Origin of the sequence: Kineothrix sp. MB12-C1 (assembly GCF_030863805.1) — a bacterium.
Classification (GTDB): domain Bacteria; phylum Bacillota; class Clostridia; order Lachnospirales; family Lachnospiraceae; genus Kineothrix.
The window spans coordinates 1,649,625-1,670,557 of the sequence record NZ_CP132957.1 but is presented as its reverse complement, the minus strand read 5'-3'; the positions used below and the strand labels follow the sequence as shown (position 1 = coordinate 1,670,557).

Below are 20,933 nucleotides of genomic sequence, written 5' to 3'. Positions count from 1 at the left end.
AAAGGTGTGGTTATTGCTATGAAAGTTATTTTGATAGAAGACGTAAAAAGCCTTGGGAAGAAAGGGCAGATTGTGGAAGTCAGCGATGGATATGCTAGAAATTTCGTTCTTCCTAAGAAGCTCGGTTTAGAAGCGACCGGAAAGAATATAAACGATTTGAAGTTGCAAAAGGCTAATGAAGAGAAAATTGCGAAGGAACAACTGGAAGCAGCAGAAGCCTTCGCGGCAGAATTGGGAACAAAGGAAGTTATTCTAAGAATAAAATCAGGAGAAGGCGGTAAGACCTTCGGCTCTATTGCGACAAAAGAGATTGCAGAAGCAGTAAAGAACCAGTGTGGAATGGAAATCGATAAGAAGAAAATTCAATTAGCGGAAGCGATTAAAACCTTGGGAGTGTATGAAGTCTCTGTAAAGCTTCACCCGAAAGTGGTCGGAAAGCTGAAAGTGAATGTTCAGGAAGAGAAATAGTCATACGAGAGGGTAGAGGATAAAAAGTGGCGGCAATGGAAGAAGCGTTGCTCAAGAGGGTATTGCCTCATAGTATCGAAGCCGAGCAGTCGGTAATCGGAGCTATGATTATGGATAGAGAAGCGATTGTTGTAGCCTCCGAAATTATTTCCGGAGATGATTTCTATAATAAACAGTGCGGAATCCTTTTCGAAGCGATGGCGGAATTAAATAATGAAGGGAAACCGGTAGATCTTGTAACCTTGCAGGACAAGCTGAAGGAGAAAGATATACCGCCGGAGATGAGTACTCTGGAATACATAAGAGATTTGATTACAGCAGTGCCCACTTCGGCAAATATTAAATATTATGCAAATATTGTAGCGGAGAAAGCAACTCTTCGCAGGCTTATAAAATTGAATGAGGAAATAGCCAATACTTGTTACGTAGGAAAAGAAAATCTTGAAGTTATCTTAGAGGATACGGAAAAGCGGGTCTTCAATCTGGTACAGAGAAGAAATACAGGAGAGTTTGTTCCAATCAGGCAGGTTGTTATGAATGCCATGGATCAGATTGAGAAGGCTTCCAGAAATAAGGGAAGCGTTACAGGAATTGCTACGGGATTTATAGATTTGGATTACCGAACAGCAGGTATGCAGCCTTCTGACCTGGTCTTGATTGCAGCGAGGCCTTCTATGGGAAAAACAGCATTTGTTCTTAACATTGCCCAGCATGTGGCTTTTAAGTTGGATCAAACAGTAGCTATTTTCAGTTTGGAAATGTCCAAGGAGCAGTTGGTGAACCGTCTGTTTTCCTTAGAATCTAGAGTGGATGCGCAGAAGCTTAGAACCGGTAACTTATCGGATGGAGATTGGGAGAAACTCATTGAAACTGCCGGGGTAATCGGTCAGTCTAATTTGATTATAGATGATACACCGGGCATCAGTATAGCAGAGTTGCGGTCGAAGTGCAGAAAATATAAGCTCGAGCATGGATTAAAAATGATTATTATAGACTATTTGCAGTTGATGTCGGGAAGCGGAAAGGGAGATTCCAGACAACAGGAAATTTCCGATATTTCCCGTTCCTTGAAGTCGTTAGCCAGAGAGCTTAGTGTACCGGTCTTAGCCTTGTCTCAGCTAAGCCGTGCGGTGGAACAAAGGCCGGATCACAGACCTATGCTTTCCGATCTTAGAGAATCAGGGGCGATTGAGCAGGATGCGGACGTGGTGATGTTCATCTATCGTGATGATTATTATAATAAAGATACGGATAAGAAAGGAATTGCAGAGATTATTGTGGCGAAGCAAAGAAACGGCCCGATAGGAACGATCGATCTCGTCTGGTTGCCAGAATATACCAAATTCGCCAATATGCAAAGATAAAATTTTCATAAAAGCAAAAATAGAATAAAAATAACTACTACAAAAGAGGACGCATGGAATATGCTGTCCTTTTTTATGTAATGGGAAAGTGTTTCTGTTACATAAAAATGGATACGTAGCGTTAGCCTATGATTGCGCGATAGAAAGGAGAAGGAAGAGATGGAGAAGCAGATTCATTATTTGATTTCAGATGCAGCGAAGAAAGTGGAGGTGGAATCACATGTGCTCCGTTACTGGGAAGAGGAGTTGGGGATTCCGATTAAAAGGAATGAACTGGGGCATAGATACTATACACAGGAGGATGTGGAGTGTTTTAAGGAAGTAAAAAGTCTAAAGGAACAGGGACTGCAGTTAAAAGCGATTCGTATGATAGTGAGAAATGGAAAGATAGAGCGCGTAAAAGCAGAAGACGAAACGAAGAAAATGGGGGAAGAAAAGCAGATGATAGAGATTATTGCATCAAAGGATATCTCTGAAATGGACGAAGGAAAGGAAGAGAAAAGTATAAGGCTGCAGATGCTATTGCAGCATATGATAACGGAGGCGGTGAAGGAAAGCAATAAAGAGATGTGTGACGATATAAAGGAAAGTGTACTAAAAGAGATGGATTATCAGTTCAGGCTGCAGGAAGAACGTGAGGAAATACGTACTACTGAACGAAATAAGAAAGAAGATGAACACTATAAAAGAATTGATGAACTACTCCGCAGCTACAGCAAAAAAGGAAAGAGAAAAGATGGAGAGAAGCAAAGCCGCTTCGGTATAAGGAAAAAGCCTTCAATCGTTTGATTGAGGGCTTTTGTTCTTTAATAGGAAAGTGCTCTTATTAAAGAACCGATTAATGCGCAGCTATGCGCGCGGAACAAAAGCTGTGCTGCTAAAAGTTTAAATCGCGAGAGTGGGCGAAGCACACTTTTGTTCTGTTCTGTCCGTAATAATATGATATCAGGGTCCCAAAGTCATGTTATAATAAATATTATTATGCAGATTAAGATACCAAAAAAGGAGAAAAGTATGTATAAACTTTTACTTGTGGACGATGAGCCGGATATTTTGAATGGGATGGCAAGATCGATTCCCTGGGAACGGTGGGGATTCTCCGTTACAGGACAAGCGTCGGACGGCCTTGAGGCACTTGCTTTGATCAAGAAAGATCCTCCCAATGTGGTATTGTCCGATATCAGAATGCCCCATATGGATGGAATCGGGCTGATGGAGGAGCTGAATCGAAATTATCCTGATATTAAAGTCATTATATTAAGCGGATATAATGATTTTGAATATCTTAAGGTGGCCATAAAAAACCAAGTGGTGGAATATTTGCTGAAGCCTACGGATCTGGATGAATTTGAGGCAACATTCTTGAAAATCAAGGAGCAATTAGATAAGGAGAAGGAGCAAGAAAAAGAAGTAGAGGATCTGAAGAAAGAAGCAAGAGAGGCAAAAGATCTGCAATATGGAAGGATTTTGAATGAGCTTCTGCATGGGGTCGCTTTTGATGACCGTTATAAAATATTAAAGGATGGGCTCGGTCTGTCTTTTCACAACTTTGTAATAGCCGTGCTCGATATACACAAAGAAAAACAGGGAAAAATATCAGGGACAGAAGAATTGAGCAGGCAGAGGAATATGCTGGGATACTGTAATATCAGGGAGACAGGATATAAGGCTTATTTCTTTGAAGATTTTTCCGGACAGGTGACTTCTGTTATTGAAGTATCTAAGGATATAGAGTGGAAGGATGCGATGCTCAAATATTTTCAGGAACTGCAGTCGGAGATTTTTGACTTATACGGTGTGGAGTTATCCGTAGGAATCAGCGATGTCTGCCGGCAGGTGAGCAGCATTTCGAGAGGGTATGATCAGGCAAAGCGCTGTGTCAGACAGAAGATCTTTTTGGGAAATCTAAGTATTGTGCTCTATCCTGATTTGGAATATTACGGGAAAGACCTTTATGATATCAGCTTCTTCGAACTTGAGAAAATCATGTGCTATCTGACAAGGCAAGATATGGATGGAGTCAGAGAGGAAATTCATCGTGTCCTAAGTCAGTTCAAGGATAAAATGGTAAGGGATTACAGCTATATTGACAGGATTGCTCTGGAGGCCTTATATCAGATATCCAGGTGGAGCCTTCAAAATTATCAGATTCGCCTGGAAGAGCTGATGGAGAAATCGGATTATCATTATAAAGATATCGACTACATTATATCCCTGAAAGATAAGGAAGAATTTCTGATTATAGTGCTTAAGTTCTTGGCAGAGGAAATTGCCGGTTATCAGGAAAGTGGGAAGATTACAAATAACTTGGTACAGACGGTCAAGGACTATGTGGATAAGGAATATTGTTCCAACGGTATCTCTCTTGATTCGGTCGCTGAGCATGTGAAAAAGAATTCAGCGTATTTGTCAAAAAGGTTCAAACGGGAGACCGGGTATAATTTCAGCGATTACATAACACAGAAACGAATGGAAAAAAGCAAAGAGCTGCTGATGGATCCGGCTCTCAAAATATATCATATTGCGGAACTTACCGGATATGCGGATGTTTCTAACTTTATTAAAGTTTTTCGAAAATATTACGGGGTAAGTCCTAATGAATACCGTAATATGCATACGGGGTATATATTATGATTTCCTATTTTGCTAAAAGTTTAAAAAGGCAGTTGATATTCTATATCATTCTTGGAGTGCTGTTTCCGCTGCTTTTCGTGATGGCGGTTTTATTCGGTTTAAACAGAGGAGAGATGGAACAGCAGGCGGTGGAGAATGCACAGCAGAGGCTGGAACTTGTGGCGAGGAACATTGAACAATTGATGAACAATGTTACCAACGTTTCCAACCAATACGCTTATGACGCATCCTTTCAGGCATATACCCAAAAGAGGTATAATGATGAACCACTGGATATGATACGCGATATTCAGAGGATTCTTCTTATGTTTGGCAACAGTGACCCATTAGGGAATAATATCAGAATTAAGGCAGTGCTTACCAAATATGATGAAATTCTTAATTTCAGCGATCCTCTTATGGACCAAACAGAGGTCTTAAAAAAGCTTGCAGATATGGATGTGAAAAATGTAAACAATCTGTCTAAGATTATCTGGCATCTCCTGGAGGATAATTATTTTGTTTCGGAAAAGACAGGCGACCCAAGACAGGATAAAGTGCTGGTGGGAACGAGAAGAATTGTTAATTTCTATTCGGGTAATGTGAACTGTGTACATATTTTTGTGATACCTGAAGCGCAGATATGGGAAAAGTACAAAAGTCTTACCGCAAAAGAAGATTTGGGGGAAGATGCGGTTATCTTTGTAGTTGACAATGAAGGAAACATTATCTCATCCAGCAGTCTGCCGATGATCACGGACCAGGAAAGGGACCCTTTGATTATAAAAGTCATGAGCCGTCAGGAAGAGATGCAAAGCGGCAGCTTTGAATTGAGTGAAGGCGGAAGAAAATATCTGGTATCTACACGGTTGGTGGAAAATGTTGATTGGAAAATCATAGCGGTGAGTCCCTTATCTGCTGTAACAAAATCTATTGATACCTTGTTTTTGCAGATTATTCTGGTGCTGACCCTGTGTACTTTCATTTGTTTCTTCATTATCTTGTTCATATCGAGGCGGTTTTTAAAGCCTATTACCTTGCTGAAAGAATCTATGCAGGAAGTATATGATGGAACCATGGATGCTTATGTGGATATGACAGGTGAAGGTGAGATTCAGGAAATGGGGAGGTATTATAACTCCATGCTCCGGCAGATAAATCAGTATGTTAAGGATAGGGTGGAGACCGAGAAGAAGAAAAAACAGTTGGAGCTGGAAGTGATTATGGGACAGGTCAACCCCCACTTTTTATATAATACTCTGGAGAATATCGTGTGGAAGTCTTCCGAGGCAGGAATCCCTGAAATTGGAAGACTGGCGGCTTCTTTGGGAAGAATGTACCGGCTTTCGGTAAACGGCGGAAAAATTATTGTACGCATACAGCAGGAAATTGAACACCTGATGTCCTATATCAATATCCAGAAAGTGCGATATAAGGAAAGGGTGGAGTTTGAGCTTTTGGTAAATTATGAGGAAATAAGAAATTACATGACCATAAAGCTGTTGCTGCAGCCTGCGGTTGAAAATTGTTTTATGTATGCTCTGGAAGGAATAGACCATGTCCTTAAAATATGGGTCAGAGTTAAGGTGTTCAAGGATATTATCAGGTTCGAAATCATAGATAACGGAGCGGGGATAGATCGGGTGCATCTGCAGAGAATCCGGATACAGATAGAGCAAGGCAGTTTGCCGGATATAGAGGAGAGCAGCAGGAAAAAAGGAACAGGAATCGGCTTGCACAGTATCAGCGAGCGGATTAAACTTTATTTCGGCTTAAGCAATGCGGTAAGCATAAGAAGCAGTAAGAACCGGGGAACGGTAGTGGCTGTCACAATCCCGCTGATCTTATCCGAGGAAAGACAAATATAGACCATAAAAGTAAAATCCAGACTATGGAAAATGTGTTGCCGCACAATTAGAATAAGGTTATAACAATAATTCTTTTAGGGAGGTTAAACATGAAAAGAAGGATATGGAAAAAGATTATGGGAATCTGTCTTGCTGCTGCAACTACTTTAGGTGCATTGATCGGATGTTCCGGCAGCACAGCTTCCGAAACGGAGCCGGCGGCACAGGTCAGCGAGGAGACGGAAACAGCACAGAGCCAGGTGACGGAGTCGGAGTCAGAAACGGAAGAAGTGGAGGATGAAAGGCCGTTTGAGGGAGTTAAGTTAAAATATGCCACCACACAGACGGCGAGTACCGGGGAAGAGAACTTGGAACTGATAGAGTTGGTTAAAGAGAAAACGGGAATCGAAATAGAATTTACCATCATTCCCAACACTCCGTCAGGCGAATTGGATAAAACTTTGGTAAGCCTTATGGCAGGAGATGAAATCGATATCATCTATAACACAGTACCGGGACTAAAGCCATTTTATAACGCGGGCGTGCTGACACCTATGGATGAGCTGGCAGCCTCAGCGAACTATGATATGGACAGCATATTCGGAGACTATCTGCCTAACTTTGACGGACAAGTATATGGATTGCCGGCATTCAGCGATATCTGGATTACTTTATATAATAAACAGATCTTCGATGATGCAGGAGTTCCTTATCCTACGGCAGAAGGCTGGACATGGGAAAAATATATAGAGACAGCAAAACAGCTAACTGATTCTTCAAAGGGAATCTATGGCTCCTTGATGTTAGATTATGACTGCTATAACTACATGTATGCTCTTCAGAAGGGATGGAATCCTTATAAAGCGGATGGTTCCGGCAATTTCGAAGACCCGTTATTCAAAGAAAGTTTGGAATTCTTCTACGGGCTTGGAAATGATGAGAAGATACAGCAGAACATTCTTGATTTTAAGGCGTCCAATACGCCATGGAATGCATTTGTTACCTCAGGACAATATGGTATGTTTATGTGCGGCGGATGGACAACTTCCATTCTGAACAACTTTGAGAAATATCCAAGGGATTGGACAGTGGGTCTTCTTCCTATGCCATATCCGGAGGGGCAAGAACCTACTACACTAACGGTACCCGGATGTTATGCGGTTCCTTCTACCAGCAAAAATAAGGAAGCAGCTTTTGCGGCGGCAGCGTGTATGGCAGAGAATCAGTATACCTTAGGATTCGGACGTGTGCCGGCAAGAGTGGATCTGACAGATGAAGAAATTGCAGATTACATTGAGAACAGTCTTGCTAAGCCATTTGAATTCGATTCCTTGACAGTAGAGGACTTTAAGGCGGCATGGTTCGACAGTAATAGAAAAGCATTGTCAGAGAAAATAATAGGAGCAGGTTCTTCGGAAATCAGTCAGATTATTATTGAAGAAGGTCAATTATACGGACAAGGGGCACAGGATATTGATTCGGCAATCAGCAAAATTGCTGCACGGGCCAAAGAAGCAATCGAGCAGGAGCAATAGCAGCAACAGGGATCTGCGGTGCGGATCCCTGTTTTGTTAATAAAAAAGGAGAATCAAAGGGCATGGAGACTGTAAAAAAAAGAAAATATAGCAGACAGAAAAAAGAAAATATCTATGGTTATCTGTTTATTCTCCCTTATCTCGCAGGTTTTTTCATCTTTCAGGGATTTCCCTTTTTGATAGCCATGGTACTTGGATTTACAGATGTAAGCTACATCAGTAAGATACAGAATGCTACATTCGTAGGGTTTCAGAACTTTGTAAAGTTCTTTCGGGATGAGTATGCGTTGGCAGCTCTTGGAAGAACAGGCCTGTATTCTTTGATCTATGTGCCTTTGATCATGGTCTGTGGATTTGTCATAGCATATCTTGTTAACAAAGGGATTCATTTTAAGAAGCTTGTCCGTTCCATGTTCTTTCTTCCATATGTATCTAATATGGTGGCGGTAGCAGTGGTATTCAAACTTCTGTTAGGTCCCGGAGGACCGGTAATAAATCTGCTTATGAGACTGGGAATGGAGAATCCTCCATATTTATTATATGGACTGCATACGGCGCTGCCAACAGTTGTAGTAATTGCCGTATGGAAAGGACTGGGACTTAATTTCATTACTTATCTTGCGGCGTTGCAAAATGTGGATAACAGTCTTATAGAGGCAGCTCAAATCGATGGTGCCACCAAGATGCAGAGAATTCGTCATATTGTGATTCCTATGGTGTCCCCCACAACTTTCTTTTTGATGATTAGTTCCGTTATTACATCGCTTCAGAACTTTACCACTATACAGGCATTGACTGCAGGCGGGCCGGGACAGTCAACTACCGTTATGTCTATTAATATCATACGTACGTCCTTTTCTAATTTCCAGACAGGGTATGCCAGTGCACAGGCACTCGTCATGTTCCTTATTGTATTGGTATTCACTGTAATACAGTGGAGAGGACAGAATAAATGGGTCAACTATTAGGAGGTATAAGTTTGAAAAAAGATAACTATGTGATACGGGAGAAAATTACTTCCTGGGTAATTACAGCAGTGTTAATTGGAATCGGTATTCTTTGTATCTATCCGTTTTTGTTTATGCTGTCTTCCTCCTTTAAGATATCTGGTGAAGTTTTGCAGTATCCGATCAAACTGATTCCGGATAAAATTGTACTGAGCAACTACACGGATTTATTCGGAGATCCTTACTATAATTTCGGTAGATGGTATATCAATACGATAGTAATGACAGTTACTACAATTTTATTGAAAATATTCGTTGTTACAATCACCGCTTATGCATTTGCTAAGATTAAATTTCAGGGAAGAAATATAGTATTCTTGATGCTGTTATCGGCGCTGATGATTCCGGGAGATATTATGCTCATACCGAGATATATTATCTTCAAACAGATTGATATTATTGATAAGATGTGGTCGCTTGTATTACCTGCTACTTTTGATGTTTATTTTGTATTTATGGTAAGGCAGGCATTTGTATCCATACCGGATTCTTTGAGTGAGGCAGCCGAGATCGACGGATGCAACCACTTCCAGATTTATTCAAGAATTGTTCTGCCTCTTGCCAAGCCTTCGATAGTTACTATGGTTCTTTTCACATTCGTATGGTCATGGAATGACTATATGGGACCATATTTATTTATTACATCTATTGAGAAGCAGATGTTGTCCGTAGGAATCAAACTCTTTACCGAAGGACAAGTGACGGATCCGGCATTGCAGATGTCGGCAGCCACTATCGTACTTATCCCTATTCTGGTGCTGTTCTTCTTTTCGCAGAAATATTTTGTGGAAGGCGTATCCAATACCGGAGTAAAGGGTTGATGTTATGAGCATTAGGAAGTCCCAGGGACGAAAAGAAATTCTGCTTCTTTCCGTATTATGCTGGGTTGTGTATATCTCTGCATATTTAGGAAGGCTGAATTATATGGCTTCCCTGGCAGAAATTATACGGGCAGAGAGATTCACAAAGGAACAGGCGGGAGCAGTTGGAACGGGCTTCTTTTTCACTTACGGGCTGGGGCAGTTGATCAGCGGGTTTCTGGGAGACAGGCTTTCGCCCAAATGGATGGTGTTCGGCGGCCTGTTTACCACCGGGTTGGTAAATGCAGGGATGTGGAGAGCCCATGAGGCCGGAGGCATGATGATCCTGTGGAGTATCAATGGTTTGGCGCAGGCGTTTATCTGGTCACCTATGATAAGAATTGTGGTGGATTATCTGGAAGAAGATGTCCGGATTAAGGTATGTCTGTTTCTGAATTCTGCGGTTCCGGTTGGAACGATGATGGCTTACGGAATGACCGCAGCCGTGATTGCGGCAGGTAAGTGGAGGCCGGTATTTGCCATTGCTTCCGGGGTACTTCTGGCAATGTCCCTGGTGTGGATGATAGGAATGTTCTGTCTGGAACGCAAAATGATACGTATTGACAGGAGCAGGACGGAGTATGGCGGAGGATTCGGGGGAAAAAGGCTCTCATTTGTAGGTTCGGGATTGATCCTTGTGATGATAGCCTTATTGGTGCAGGGGGCGCTGAAAGATGGAGTTACTACATGGGTACCGGTATATATCGGAGAGAATTTTGCTATGAGTTCGTCAGCAGCCGTATTAAGCACTATGCTCATTCCCCTGTCGAATCTGGCAGGAGTCTGGCTTGCGGCATTTGTGGATAGGAACTGGGGAAAAGGGGAGATAAGAACATCGGGTATTTTTTTTCTTATCTGCGGAGGACTGTTGTTAATCTTATGGGGAAGCTCCGGCAGAAGCCTGCTGTTGTCGCTTGCCATGCTGGCAATGGGGACTACCGCTATGATGGCGGTCAATACGATGCTGATTGCCGTACTGCCTTCCCGATTCGGGGGAATAGGAAAGGCATCCACAGTATCCGGTATCCTGAATTCCACAGTTTATTTAGGCAGTGCACTGTCTACCTACGGAATCGGTGCTCTGTCGGAAAGATGGGGATGGAATGTGACCATCCTGCTATGGGCGTTCGGTGCGGGAGTAGCGGCAATCTGTTGTCTGGCAGCCGTTGTAAAATGGAAAAGCTATTTATTTAATTATCTATCGCGTCATTAGGAAAGGACCAATGAGATGAAAGAGATACAATTACTTCCTGAGCAGGGAAATTATTATAAAGCTAACCTGCATTGCCATACTACATACTCGGATGGTGAACTTACGCCGGAGGAAGTTAAAGAAATTTACAAAGAACAGGGTTATGCGGTGGTCGCTTACACAGATCACAGACAGTATCATAATTTTTCTCATTTAAGCGATAAAGATTTTCTTGCGATTTCTGCCATGGAGGTGGATATTAATGAGTTCGGCAATGTCCAATGGGATTTTTCGAGGATTAAGACGTATCATATCAATCTGTACGATACGGTCCCTCATACACACTCCGAGGAGAGTATAACAAAGTTGCAGCCTGAACGGAAATATTATGATATGGAATATATTAACCGTTACATAGATGAAATGAATACAATGGGATTTCTGGCATGTTATAACCACCCTTATTGGTCGTTGCAGTCCTGCTCAGATTACACCGGACTTAAGGGGTTGTGGGGAATGGAAATCTATAACCATGGCTGTGAATTGGACGGTCTATATGGATATCACCCCCAGGCATATGATGAAATGTTGAGGGAAGGACAGCGGATTTTTTGTGTTGCGTCCGATGATAACCATAACAGCTATCCTCAAGGCCATCCTTTTAATGATTCTTTTGGGGGATTTACCATGATTTATGCAAAGGAACTTAACTATCCGGAAATTATGGAGGCATTGAAGAAGGGTTTATTTTATTCTTCCATGGGACCGGAATTTGCAAAGATTACTTTGTCCGGGAACAGGCTCATAATTAAATGCAGTCCTGTGAAGAAAATCTATGTCAGGACCCAGGGAAGGAATTGCCACAGGCTGGCGGCATCGGAGGGAGAATTGCTACAGGAAGCGGAATTTGTGATAAGCGGAAAAGAAGGTTACCTGCGGGTAGATATTGAAGATGAAAAAGGGCGCCATGCAAACACAAATGCATGGTTTTTGGATAATATTATGAAGATGCAATTGGAGGAAGAAGGATAGATGGTAAAAGCCCAAAAACCATCGCTATTTTCGTTTTGGCTTGGAGTCGGCGGAAGCGAATTATAAATTGCGCAAAGGAGTGAGATAAAATATGTTATATGAAAATATGCCGATGATTACAGATAGAGAAGTGAATGAGGCACTTCGGTTTTGTGCAGAGCAGATAATAAGAAATTTGCCGGAATTTACATACAAGTTCCAGAATGCCTACAGTGAGAATAATTTTTATAAGCCTATTGAGAACAACGATTGGACTACGGGATTCTGGACCGGAGAGATCTGGCTGGCTTATGAGTACTGCGGTGATGAAAGACTAAAAAGGGTGGGAGAAATTCAGATAGAAAGTTTTCTTCACAGGATTGATGAAAAAATTGTGGTGGATCATCATGATATGGGGTTTTTGTACTCTCCGTCCTGTGTGGCAGGATATAAACTAATCGGAAGTAAGGCGGGAAGAGAAGCTGCGATTAAGGCGGCGGATCAGCTAATCAGCAGATACCATCCGGTGGGAGAATTTATCCAAGCATGGGGGGCTATGGATGCGCCGGAAAATTACAGGCTGATTATAGACTGTCTTTTGAATCTTCCGTTACTGTATTGGGCATCGGAAGAGACTGGGGATAATAAGTATAGGAATATTGCGGAGAAACATATACATACAACGATAAAAAATATCATCAGAGAAGATTACTCCACATGGCATACCTTTTTCTTTGATATGAAAACGGGTGCACCGGATCATGGTGCCACCTGCCAGGGATACCGTGACGGATCTGCCTGGGCAAGAGGGCAAGCATGGGGGATCTATGGCAGTGCACTGGCATATAAGTATACAGGCAGAAAAGAATATATGAATATATTTAAGAATGTAACCGGATACTTCCTTGAGCATCTGCCTAAGGATATGGTTCCCTTTTGGGACTTAGAATTCACGGATGGGGACGATCAGCCGAGAGATTCTTCCTCCGCCTCCATTGCAGCCTGCGGTATGTTGGAAATGATTAAATATATGGAAAAAGAGGATGCTGCAATATACAAAAAGTATGCGATGAAACTGATGAAGTCTCTATATGACAACTATGCGGTGAAGGATGAAAGAGTTTCTAACGGACTTGTACTGCATAGCACTTATTCCAATCATTCTCCCTATAATACTTGTCATCATTGCGGTGTGGATGAATGTAACTCCTGGGGTGATTACTTCTATATGGAAGCGCTGACCAGATTACAGAAAGATTGGGTATTGTATTGGTAAGTGAAAATTAAATGATACGGCCCTCTTTTAGTACTCAAAATAAAGAAGCGTGCTGCCAAATTATCTTCAAGATAGCTTGACAGCACGCTCTTAATGTCGGTTAAATTCATATTAGCCCTGAGAAATAGCGCCTGTAGGGCAAACACCTGCGCAAGAACCGCAGTCGATGCAAGTATCCGCATCAATATTGTACTGGCTGTCACCAGCGCTGATTGCTTCAACGGGACACTGAGGCTCGCAAGCGCCACAGCTTACACAAGAATCATCAATTACATATGCCATGTTATATTTCCTCCTTAACTATGTATCTCTGATTGATAAATTGTTATCAAACCTTATCTTATTTTAATACAAAAGTAGTGTAAATACAAGCGAAAAATTTAATGGGGCTGCCCCGGTTCACTGCGGCGTTTTTTGACGCCGTCAAGGATGACGCGCCTCTTTTCAGCAGCCTTATCCTTATCCATGGCAGGTACGCCTGCAAGCTTATATTCCATGTTGAGTTCTTTATATTTCGCTTCGCCCATAACATGATAGGGTAGAACATCCAAAGCTTTCAGATTACTGAATTGACCGATAAAATATCCAAGGTCGAAGAGATATTTGTCGTCATCTGTGTATCCGGGAACAATTACGTGACGAATCCACATATCCACATGTTTTTCATTCAGATAGGATGCGAAGTCAAGGATATCTTCATTGGGTTGTTCCGTGAGTTCTTTATGCTTTACGGCATCGATATGCTTAATATCGAGCATAACGAGGTCCGTTAGCTCCATAAGCTTATCCAACTTCTTCACCCACGCCGTATTATGGGCCTTATAGGTAATGCCGGAGGTATCGATACAGGTATGAACGCCTTCTTTTTTGGCAATGGTAAATAAATCGATAAGGAAATCGATTTGTAAAAGCGGCTCCCCACCGGTTACGGTTATGCCGCCATTTTTATAAAAGCCTTTGTTTCGCCTATATTGCTCAAAAATTTCTTTCGGCTCCATAAGAGTGCCGCCATTCATTTCCCATGTATCGGGATTATGGCAATAGGCACAACGCATGGGACATCCCTGTAGGAAAACAACGAATCTCGTACCGGGGCCGTCCACAGTACCAAAACTTTCAATTGAATGTATTCTGCCTTGCATAGCTATCTTCCTTTTCTTTTTTTAAAGGGCCCTGAACTGCTTCAAGGCCCTTTGATAGTTACATCTTGCGTTTAATTACACGGATTCATGGAATGTACGGGAAATAACGTCATTCTGCTGTTCGGGAGTTAACTTAATGAAGTTAACTGCATATCCGGATACGCGGATAGTGAGCTGAGGATAATTCTCAGGATGTTTCTGAGCATCCAGAAGAGTATCTCTGTTAAGAACGTTAACGTTCAGGTGGTGTCCACCTTGTGTAGCATATCCATCTAATAATGATACGAGGTTATCAACCTGTGCGGAACTAATATCTGCCATTTTATTTATCTCCTTTCGTTATCGAAAAATCATCTAAGCCTTGTTCCAATGTGGGAACACTGCATGCCAGGGGAGTTCTGGAGCAATCGGTGCATCCCATAGTCTGAACGCTCTTAGCTTCCTCTAAAGAAGCATCCACATCCACGTTGATATGGCCAACGCCTTTGAGTGTGCCGGCATCCAGCATTTTTACAATATCATCAATCATTGCTTGTTCGTCCATAATAACCCCTTTCTTCGTTTTGTTATCGTTGTTTTTATATTAGCTGTTTAAATCCAAATCAATGTCTCCGGAGAATACTCTGTCTTCTTTTCCGAGAGCGCCGGGAATGATGGAGAAGGTATTGGAGATACCGTCCTGAGCGTCTGCGAATGGAAGTTTTGCAACGGATGCAAGAGAAGCGATAGCACCGTGAGTATCACGTCCGTGCATCGGGTTAGCACCGGGAGCGAAAGGCTGACCTTTCTTGCGTCCATCCGGTGTGTTTCCTGTTGCCTTACCGTAAGTTACGTTAGAAGTAATCGTAAGAACGGACATGGTAGGAACACCGTCTCTATAGGTATGGTGTCTTCTGATCGCTGTCATAAATGTGGAAACGATCTTACGTGCTATTTCGTCTACGCGGTCATCGTCATTACCGTATTTAGGGAAATCGCCGGTTGTCTTAAAGTCAACGATAATTCCGTCTTCATCTCTGACTACTTCTACCTTAGCGTATTTAATAGCGGATAAGGAGTCTGCAACGATAGATAATCCGGCAATACCTGTTGCGAAGTAACGCTTAACATCTCTATCGTGAAGAGCCATCTGTGCTCTTTCGTAGCAGTATTTATCATGCATATAGTGGATAACATTCAATGTATTAACATATACATCTGCCTGCCATTCCATCATATCTTTGAATTTATCCATTACATCATCAAAGTCGAGAACATCGCCTTCTACCTTGCGGTATTTCGGGCCGACCTGTTTCTTCGTTACTTCGTCAATGCCGCCGTTCAAAGCGTAAAGCATACATTTTGCAAGGTTAGCACGAGCGCCGAAGAACTGCATTTCTTTACCGATTACCATGGAGGATACGCAGCATGCAATACCGTAATCGTCCGCATGAGTTACTCTCATAAGATCATCGTTTTCATACTGAATGGAAGACGTCAGGATAGACATCTTAGCGCAGTATCTTTTGAAGTTCTCAGGGAGTCTTGTAGACCAGAGAACAGTTAAGTTCGGCTCGGGAGAAGCTCCTAAAGTAGTAAGAGTGTGTAAATAACGGAAAGAGGTTCTGGATACGAGGTGACGTCCGTCAACACCGACACCAGCGAGAGATTCCGTTACCCATACAGGGTCACCTGCAAAGATCTGATTGTATTCAGGTGTACGAGCAAATTTTATACATCTTAATTTCATAATGAAGTGATCGATGAATTCCTGAATCTGCTCTTCTGTGAAGGTTCCGTTTTCTAAGTCTCTTTCTGCGAAGCAATCGATAAAGGTGGAAGTACGTCCGAGGGACATAGCCGCACCGTTTTGCTCTTTTACTGCACATAAATATCCGAAATACATAGCCTGAATTGCTTCTTTTACGTTAGTGGATGGCTTGGAGATATCGCATCCATAAGAAGCGGCCATCTGTTTCATCATCTTAAGAGCCACGATCTGCTCGGAGAGTTCTTCGCGCAGACGAATAACTTCGTCGGTCATAACGCGGCCTGTAGAATCCTTCTGAGCGAGTTTATCTTCGATCAATCTATCGATTCCGTATAGAGCAATACGTCTGTAGTCACCGATAATACGTCCTCTTCCGTAAGCATCCGGAAGACCTGTAACAATATGGGAAGAACGGCATGCTCTCATATCTTCATTATAAGCATCGAAGCATCCTGCATTGTGTGTTTTTCTATGTGTGGAGAAGAACTCGCTGATCTCAGGAGCTACTTCATATCCATTATCGGAGCAAGCCTTTTCTGCCATACGAATACCACCATAAGGCTGAAGGGAACGTTTGAAAGGTTTATCTGTCTGGAAGCCGACAATTGTCTCTTTTTCCTTGTCCAGGTAACCGGGACCGTGAGAAGTGATAGTGGAAACAATCTTTGTATCCATATCGAGAACGCCGCCTGCTTCGCGCTCTTTCTTCTGAAGTTCAAGTACCATGTTCCATAAATCTTTTGTGTTTTGTGTAGCCTCTGCCAAAAAGGATTCATCGCCATCATAAGGATGATAGTTTTTCTGGATGAAGTCGCGAACGTTGATTTCGCTTTCCCATTTGCCGCCTACAAAATCTTTCCATTCTGGTCTCATTTAAATAAGCCTCCTAAAATTAATTTATAATTAGTTTTTATATTACAATTTTCGAACATGTTAATTATATGTCAAACATTCTTAGTGCGTCAAGCGACGGAATGTACTTTTTTAGGAACATTCATGCAATCCTAGCATATAATTATAAAATTTTTGTTAATTATATTAATAATTGAGAATAGGTTGTCAGAAGGTGGAGAAAGTATTATACTAACTATAGTTTTCCCAGAAAACATTTTTTATACAAAAGGAGGTAAATGAAAGATGGCAGAGATTACCAAGGATATGACAATTGGAGAAATATTAAGAATAAATCCTAATGTGGCACCTGTTCTTATGGAAGTAGGGATGCATTGTTTAGGATGTCCTTCTTCTCAGGGTGAGACGTTGGAAGAAGCAGCTATGGTTCATGGTATGAACATAGATGACCTGATGAAGAAGGTTGCAGCTGCAATGTGATGATACCAGGGTCAAAAGGTCATGTGTTTCATGCGAGCATGAAAAAACATGACTTTGGGACCCGCAAAACATGAGAAAGTAGACCGAATAGGGCGGATTTCTCATGTTTTAGGATTGCGAGAGCACAAAGTGCGTAGCAATCCGTAGGTATCATAGGGGTAAAATACCTTTTGCCCCTGACATTATGTAATATGGCAAATGAAAATCCCATCACCGAAGGTGATGGGATTTTGCTACTATAATATTTGACTCAGTGCCTGTAGAGCATTATTTTTAATAATGGGTTCAAAATGTTCTTCTAAATATGCTTCACTTGCCAGTGCATATTTTTCGCTGGTTCCATATTCGGATAAAATATTGCATATTTTGTTGAATTCTACCGGCGTGTGGCTCCCCTTGGAGATGAGAAGTACATATCGGTGATTAACATCGTTTTTGTATAATGAATTACTGCTTCCATAGTAGTGGGCAAGAATACGGGAAATCCTCGTAATAGTGTTCAAAGAATCGAAGGAAAAGATCCTTGTCAAGTCTTGCTCCGCCTGAATGGGTAAGTCCGGTGCCTTTTCACTCTTTGTCTGCTGTTCTTCCTTGTGAGAAGTGTTTGCCGTATCTATCTGTTGACTGGCGAATTTGCCATCGTGAATCTTCTTGAATAAATCGAGCACATCGTCGGCTCCTTCGGAAAGACTATCTATCATTTCGTCTAACTCATCATCTGTATCGTGAACGGAAGGGGCAAATTTGGAGAAACGAGTATCGAGTTCCTCCGGATCCTCTACCTTGGTAATGATAAGAACGATACAGTCTGCGTTTAGCGGGATAGCTTCTATCATCAGCGGAATGTCTTCAGCCTCGAATCCGAATTCAAAGGATGCTTGTTGCATCATATCTCGAAACAGATTCTTTGCTTTCTCGGTTCCGTATGCGAGTTCACTGATTTTTAATTCACGGTCGGCTAAATCTTCTCTCGTAAGTGTACAGCGAATCTGATGGTCGTTAACTTTTTCAATTTTCATGTTATCACATCCTTACTATTAAGATACTGCCATTGTTTTATCTTGTGACTAACCTGAACCTATTAAAACCCTAAAGAATAATACTTTACAGTTAAATGTATATTATACTTAACGATAGGCTAAGTCAATAGCATTGATTCAGTGTTTAAAAAATTTTAATAAAAATTTTAACAAAAGAAATAAAATAAGAAATTTCCTTCAAAATTTACTTGAAATATCCGAAAAGTTTGGTTATAATTACTCCCATAGGATGTCTCTGGATAGTCAGTATCGGAAGGAGGCATGACAGTTCTATATATTTATTGTATCATTTTAAAGCATAAATTGGAATATTTTTTGCTTATTTTAAGCGGTTAAATATTTCCATTCTTATCTTCCATATTTCATTATATAGTATGGGAGATGTCTTACAAGCTTATGTGCTTGCTCATAAAATAAAATTTTCCAAATATTTTCACAATTTATAATTCGCGTATAGTTCTAAAGCAGGACATTTTATTTTTGTACCATTTTATTTGATACATGTTCAGGGCATCCTTCTATTTATCTATTATCGTCATTTTATAAAAAAGTATATCACGAAACTGCTTTTGGTCACAAACAGGTAATCGATAACAATAACCAATAATTCTCTGCTTAACCATATTGTAAATAATATTGCATAAAAACAGGAAGACCCCGTGACTGTCAGATGCAGTAGAGTAGCCGTTTGTACGAAGCATTATATATGCTGACAAAAAAAGTAATAAAAAGTCAAAATTGGTAATGACGGTATAGGAATAGTTTGCTATAATAAAGGACGGTTGGAAGGGAGCTGGATGAATGAAGAAAATAATTCCGGTAATAGCTGCAATCGTCCTTATCATTGTGGTTGTTGCAATAAGTATTGCGATAAAAGTTGTAGATAAATATTCGTACTCTAAGGAGAGGAAGGATCTCAAAGAGTACTTTGCGATAGAAAGTGCCGAGGAGGTACCAATTATCTTACAAGATGAGGTAATAGAGGAATCAGCGAAGTTGTTTGATGGGGTATATTACCTTGATTTGGCTACGGTTCATAAGTACTTTAACGACAGGTTATACGAAGATAAAAGAGAAGGACTCCTGTTAATTACGTTACCGGAAGAAACGATTCGTAATGAAATCGGATCTTCTGAATACGAAACGGCACAAGGAATTGCTTCTGAAGAATATATCATTGCCAGAAATGAAGGAGATATTCTCTATGTGGCAATCGATTACGTGAAAAAGTATGCGAACTTTTCTTATGAAGCGTTTACCGACCCCAATTATATGCAAGTCTATACGAAATGGGAAGAAAGAAATACTGCTCAGATCATAAAGGATACAGCGGTACGCTATCAAGGCGGTGTGAAAAGCCCGATTCTTGAAGATATGAACGAGGGTGATACCGTTATTGTAATTGAAGAGATGGAGAAGTGGAGTAAGGTAAAGACTGATAACTCCATTATCGGCTATGTGGAGAAAAAGCACTTGGACAACTATGCGGTAGAATCTCCGATACCGGTCACCGATTATGAGGAGCCGGTATATACGAATATATCGAAACCATATAAAATTAATTTGGGATGGCATGCGGTGGCAGGGGTGGCAGGAAACGACACGCTTTCTTCCGCACTGGCAGGAACAAAGGGAATCAATACGATTTCTCCTACCTGGTTCGCACTTAGCGATAATGATGGCAACTTTACAAGCTTTGCATCTAAGGATTATGTAACAAAGGCGCATGAGCTGGGAATTGAGGTATGGGCTCTTATCGATAATTTTACAAATAAGGAAGCTGTGAATACTTATGAAGTATTATCTTATACGAGCAAAAGAGCGCATTTAATCGATAACCTGATCAATGAGGCATTGGCATATGATTTGGACGGAATCAATGTGGACTTCGAGGAAGTCAGCCGGGATGCCGGGGAACACTTCATACAGTTTATTAGGGAGTTATCGGTTGCCTGCAGGAAAAATGGTATTGTGCTTTCCGTGGATAACTATGTGCCTACAGGATATACGGATCATTATGACCGCGAGGAACAGGGAGCGGTAGCAGATTATGTCATTATTATGGGATATGACGAGTATTATAAAGGAAGCTCCGAGGCGGGAAGTGTTGCCTCTATCAGTTTTGTAGAGGAAGGAATTAAAAGAACGGTAGAACAGGTGGCGCCTGAGAAGGTAATTAATGCGATTCCTTTTTACACGAGAATATGGGAGACGAAAGGCGCAGAGCTTACCAGCCAGGCAGTAGGTATGGAATTAGCGGAGGAATTCGTGAAAAACCATAATATAGAAATAAGATGGGATGAAGTTACCTGCCAAAATTACGGCGAGATACAGGAAGGAACCAGTTTCTACCAAGTATGGTTGGAGGATGAACAGTCCATCGAGGTTAAGCTTAACATCATGAATAAATACAATATTGCAGGTGTTGCCGCATGGAAGTTAGGGTTCGAAAAGCCTTCCATATGGGATGTGATCGAGAACTATTTGAAGCAATAG

At 41.4% G+C, this 20,933-nt stretch carries 19 protein-coding genes; 13 read left to right on the top strand and 6 right to left on the bottom strand.

The window, feature by feature from the left end; translation table 11 throughout:
* The first annotated feature begins 18 nt into the window (after positions 1-18).
* From rplI to RBB56_RS07710, 11 genes are all read left to right on the top strand, one after another.
* Positions 19-468: a 50S ribosomal protein L9 gene (gene rplI / locus RBB56_RS07760; protein ID WP_306721810.1), complete on the top strand. Its 450-nt coding sequence runs from the start codon at positions 19-21 to the stop codon at positions 466-468.
* Between the two features lie 35 nt (positions 469-503).
* A complete protein-coding gene (gene dnaB, locus RBB56_RS07755) occupies positions 504-1,832 on the top strand; it encodes a replicative DNA helicase (RefSeq protein ID WP_306722112.1) in 1,329 nt (442 codons plus the stop codon).
* A gap of 159 nt (positions 1,833-1,991) precedes the next feature.
* Entirely contained in the window at positions 1,992-2,621 is a 630-nt protein-coding gene (locus RBB56_RS07750) for a helix-turn-helix domain-containing protein (protein ID WP_306721809.1), read from the top strand.
* A gap of 225 nt (positions 2,622-2,846) precedes the next feature.
* The gene (locus RBB56_RS07745) at positions 2,847-4,466 is read left to right on the top strand and encodes a response regulator transcription factor (protein WP_306721808.1); all 1,620 of its coding nucleotides are present in this window, start codon (positions 2,847-2,849) and stop codon (positions 4,464-4,466) included.
* The gene (locus RBB56_RS07740) at positions 4,463-6,313 is read left to right on the top strand and encodes a cache domain-containing sensor histidine kinase (protein ID WP_306721807.1); all 1,851 of its coding nucleotides are present in this window, start codon (positions 4,463-4,465) and stop codon (positions 6,311-6,313) included. The genes RBB56_RS07745 and RBB56_RS07740 overlap by 4 nt, the downstream gene beginning before the upstream one ends.
* Before the next feature lie 89 nt (positions 6,314-6,402).
* On the top strand, positions 6,403-7,827 hold the full coding sequence (locus tag RBB56_RS07735) for an ABC transporter substrate-binding protein (RefSeq protein WP_306721806.1): 1,425 nt from the start codon (positions 6,403-6,405) through the stop codon (positions 7,825-7,827).
* A gap of 62 nt (positions 7,828-7,889) precedes the next feature.
* Positions 7,890-8,795 (top strand): carbohydrate ABC transporter permease, encoded by a 906-nt coding sequence (locus RBB56_RS07730; RefSeq protein ID WP_306721805.1) that lies wholly within the window; start codon positions 7,890-7,892, stop codon positions 8,793-8,795.
* A gap of 11 nt (positions 8,796-8,806) precedes the next feature.
* Positions 8,807-9,655, top strand: a complete 849-nt coding sequence (locus tag RBB56_RS07725) for a carbohydrate ABC transporter permease (RefSeq protein ID WP_306721804.1) — start codon at positions 8,807-8,809, stop codon at positions 9,653-9,655.
* Positions 9,656-9,659: 4 nt separating this feature from the next.
* Positions 9,660-10,907 (top strand): MFS transporter, encoded by a 1,248-nt coding sequence (locus RBB56_RS07720; protein WP_306721803.1) that lies wholly within the window; start codon positions 9,660-9,662, stop codon positions 10,905-10,907.
* Between the two features lie 15 nt (positions 10,908-10,922).
* A complete protein-coding gene (locus RBB56_RS07715; RefSeq protein ID WP_306721802.1) occupies positions 10,923-11,918 on the top strand; it encodes a PHP domain-containing protein in 996 nt (331 codons plus the stop codon).
* A 91-nt stretch (positions 11,919-12,009) separates the two neighbouring features.
* Entirely contained in the window at positions 12,010-13,173 is a 1,164-nt protein-coding gene (locus RBB56_RS07710) for a glycoside hydrolase family 88 protein (RefSeq protein ID WP_306721801.1), read from the top strand.
* A 111-nt stretch (positions 13,174-13,284) separates the two neighbouring features.
* Here RBB56_RS07710 and RBB56_RS07705 read toward each other — a convergent pair whose 3' ends face one another.
* From RBB56_RS07705 to pflB, 5 genes are all read right to left on the bottom strand, one after another.
* Positions 13,285-13,455 (bottom strand): DUF362 domain-containing protein, encoded by a 171-nt coding sequence (locus tag RBB56_RS07705; protein WP_306721800.1) that lies wholly within the window; start codon positions 13,453-13,455, stop codon positions 13,285-13,287.
* A 98-nt stretch (positions 13,456-13,553) separates the two neighbouring features.
* Complete coding sequence (gene pflA / locus RBB56_RS07700) at positions 13,554-14,315, bottom strand: pyruvate formate-lyase-activating protein (protein WP_306721799.1); 762 nt, start codon at positions 14,313-14,315, stop codon at positions 13,554-13,556.
* Between the two features lie 75 nt (positions 14,316-14,390).
* Positions 14,391-14,636: an autonomous glycyl radical cofactor GrcA3 gene (gene grcA3 / locus RBB56_RS07695; RefSeq protein WP_306721798.1), complete on the bottom strand. Its 246-nt coding sequence runs from the start codon at positions 14,634-14,636 to the stop codon at positions 14,391-14,393.
* 1 nt (position 14,637) lies between these two features.
* The gene (locus RBB56_RS07690) at positions 14,638-14,859 is read right to left on the bottom strand and encodes a hypothetical protein (RefSeq protein WP_306721797.1); all 222 of its coding nucleotides are present in this window, start codon (positions 14,857-14,859) and stop codon (positions 14,638-14,640) included.
* Positions 14,860-14,898: 39 nt separating this feature from the next.
* Positions 14,899-16,938 (bottom strand): formate C-acetyltransferase, encoded by a 2,040-nt coding sequence (gene pflB / locus RBB56_RS07685; protein WP_306721796.1) that lies wholly within the window; start codon positions 16,936-16,938, stop codon positions 14,899-14,901.
* Between the two features lie 264 nt (positions 16,939-17,202).
* Between pflB and RBB56_RS07680 the strand changes: the two genes are divergently transcribed.
* A complete protein-coding gene (locus RBB56_RS07680) occupies positions 17,203-17,397 on the top strand; it encodes a DUF1858 domain-containing protein (RefSeq protein WP_306721795.1) in 195 nt (64 codons plus the stop codon).
* A 236-nt stretch (positions 17,398-17,633) separates the two neighbouring features.
* Here the strand turns inward: RBB56_RS07680 and RBB56_RS07675 are convergent, their stop codons facing one another.
* A complete protein-coding gene (locus RBB56_RS07675; RefSeq protein ID WP_306721794.1) occupies positions 17,634-18,416 on the bottom strand; it encodes an adaptor protein MecA in 783 nt (260 codons plus the stop codon).
* 822 nt (positions 18,417-19,238) lie between these two features.
* On the opposite strand from RBB56_RS07675, the gene RBB56_RS07670 reads away from it, so the two are divergent.
* Positions 19,239-20,933: a glycosyl hydrolase family 18 protein gene (locus tag RBB56_RS07670; protein WP_306721793.1), complete on the top strand. Its 1,695-nt coding sequence runs from the start codon at positions 19,239-19,241 to the stop codon at positions 20,931-20,933.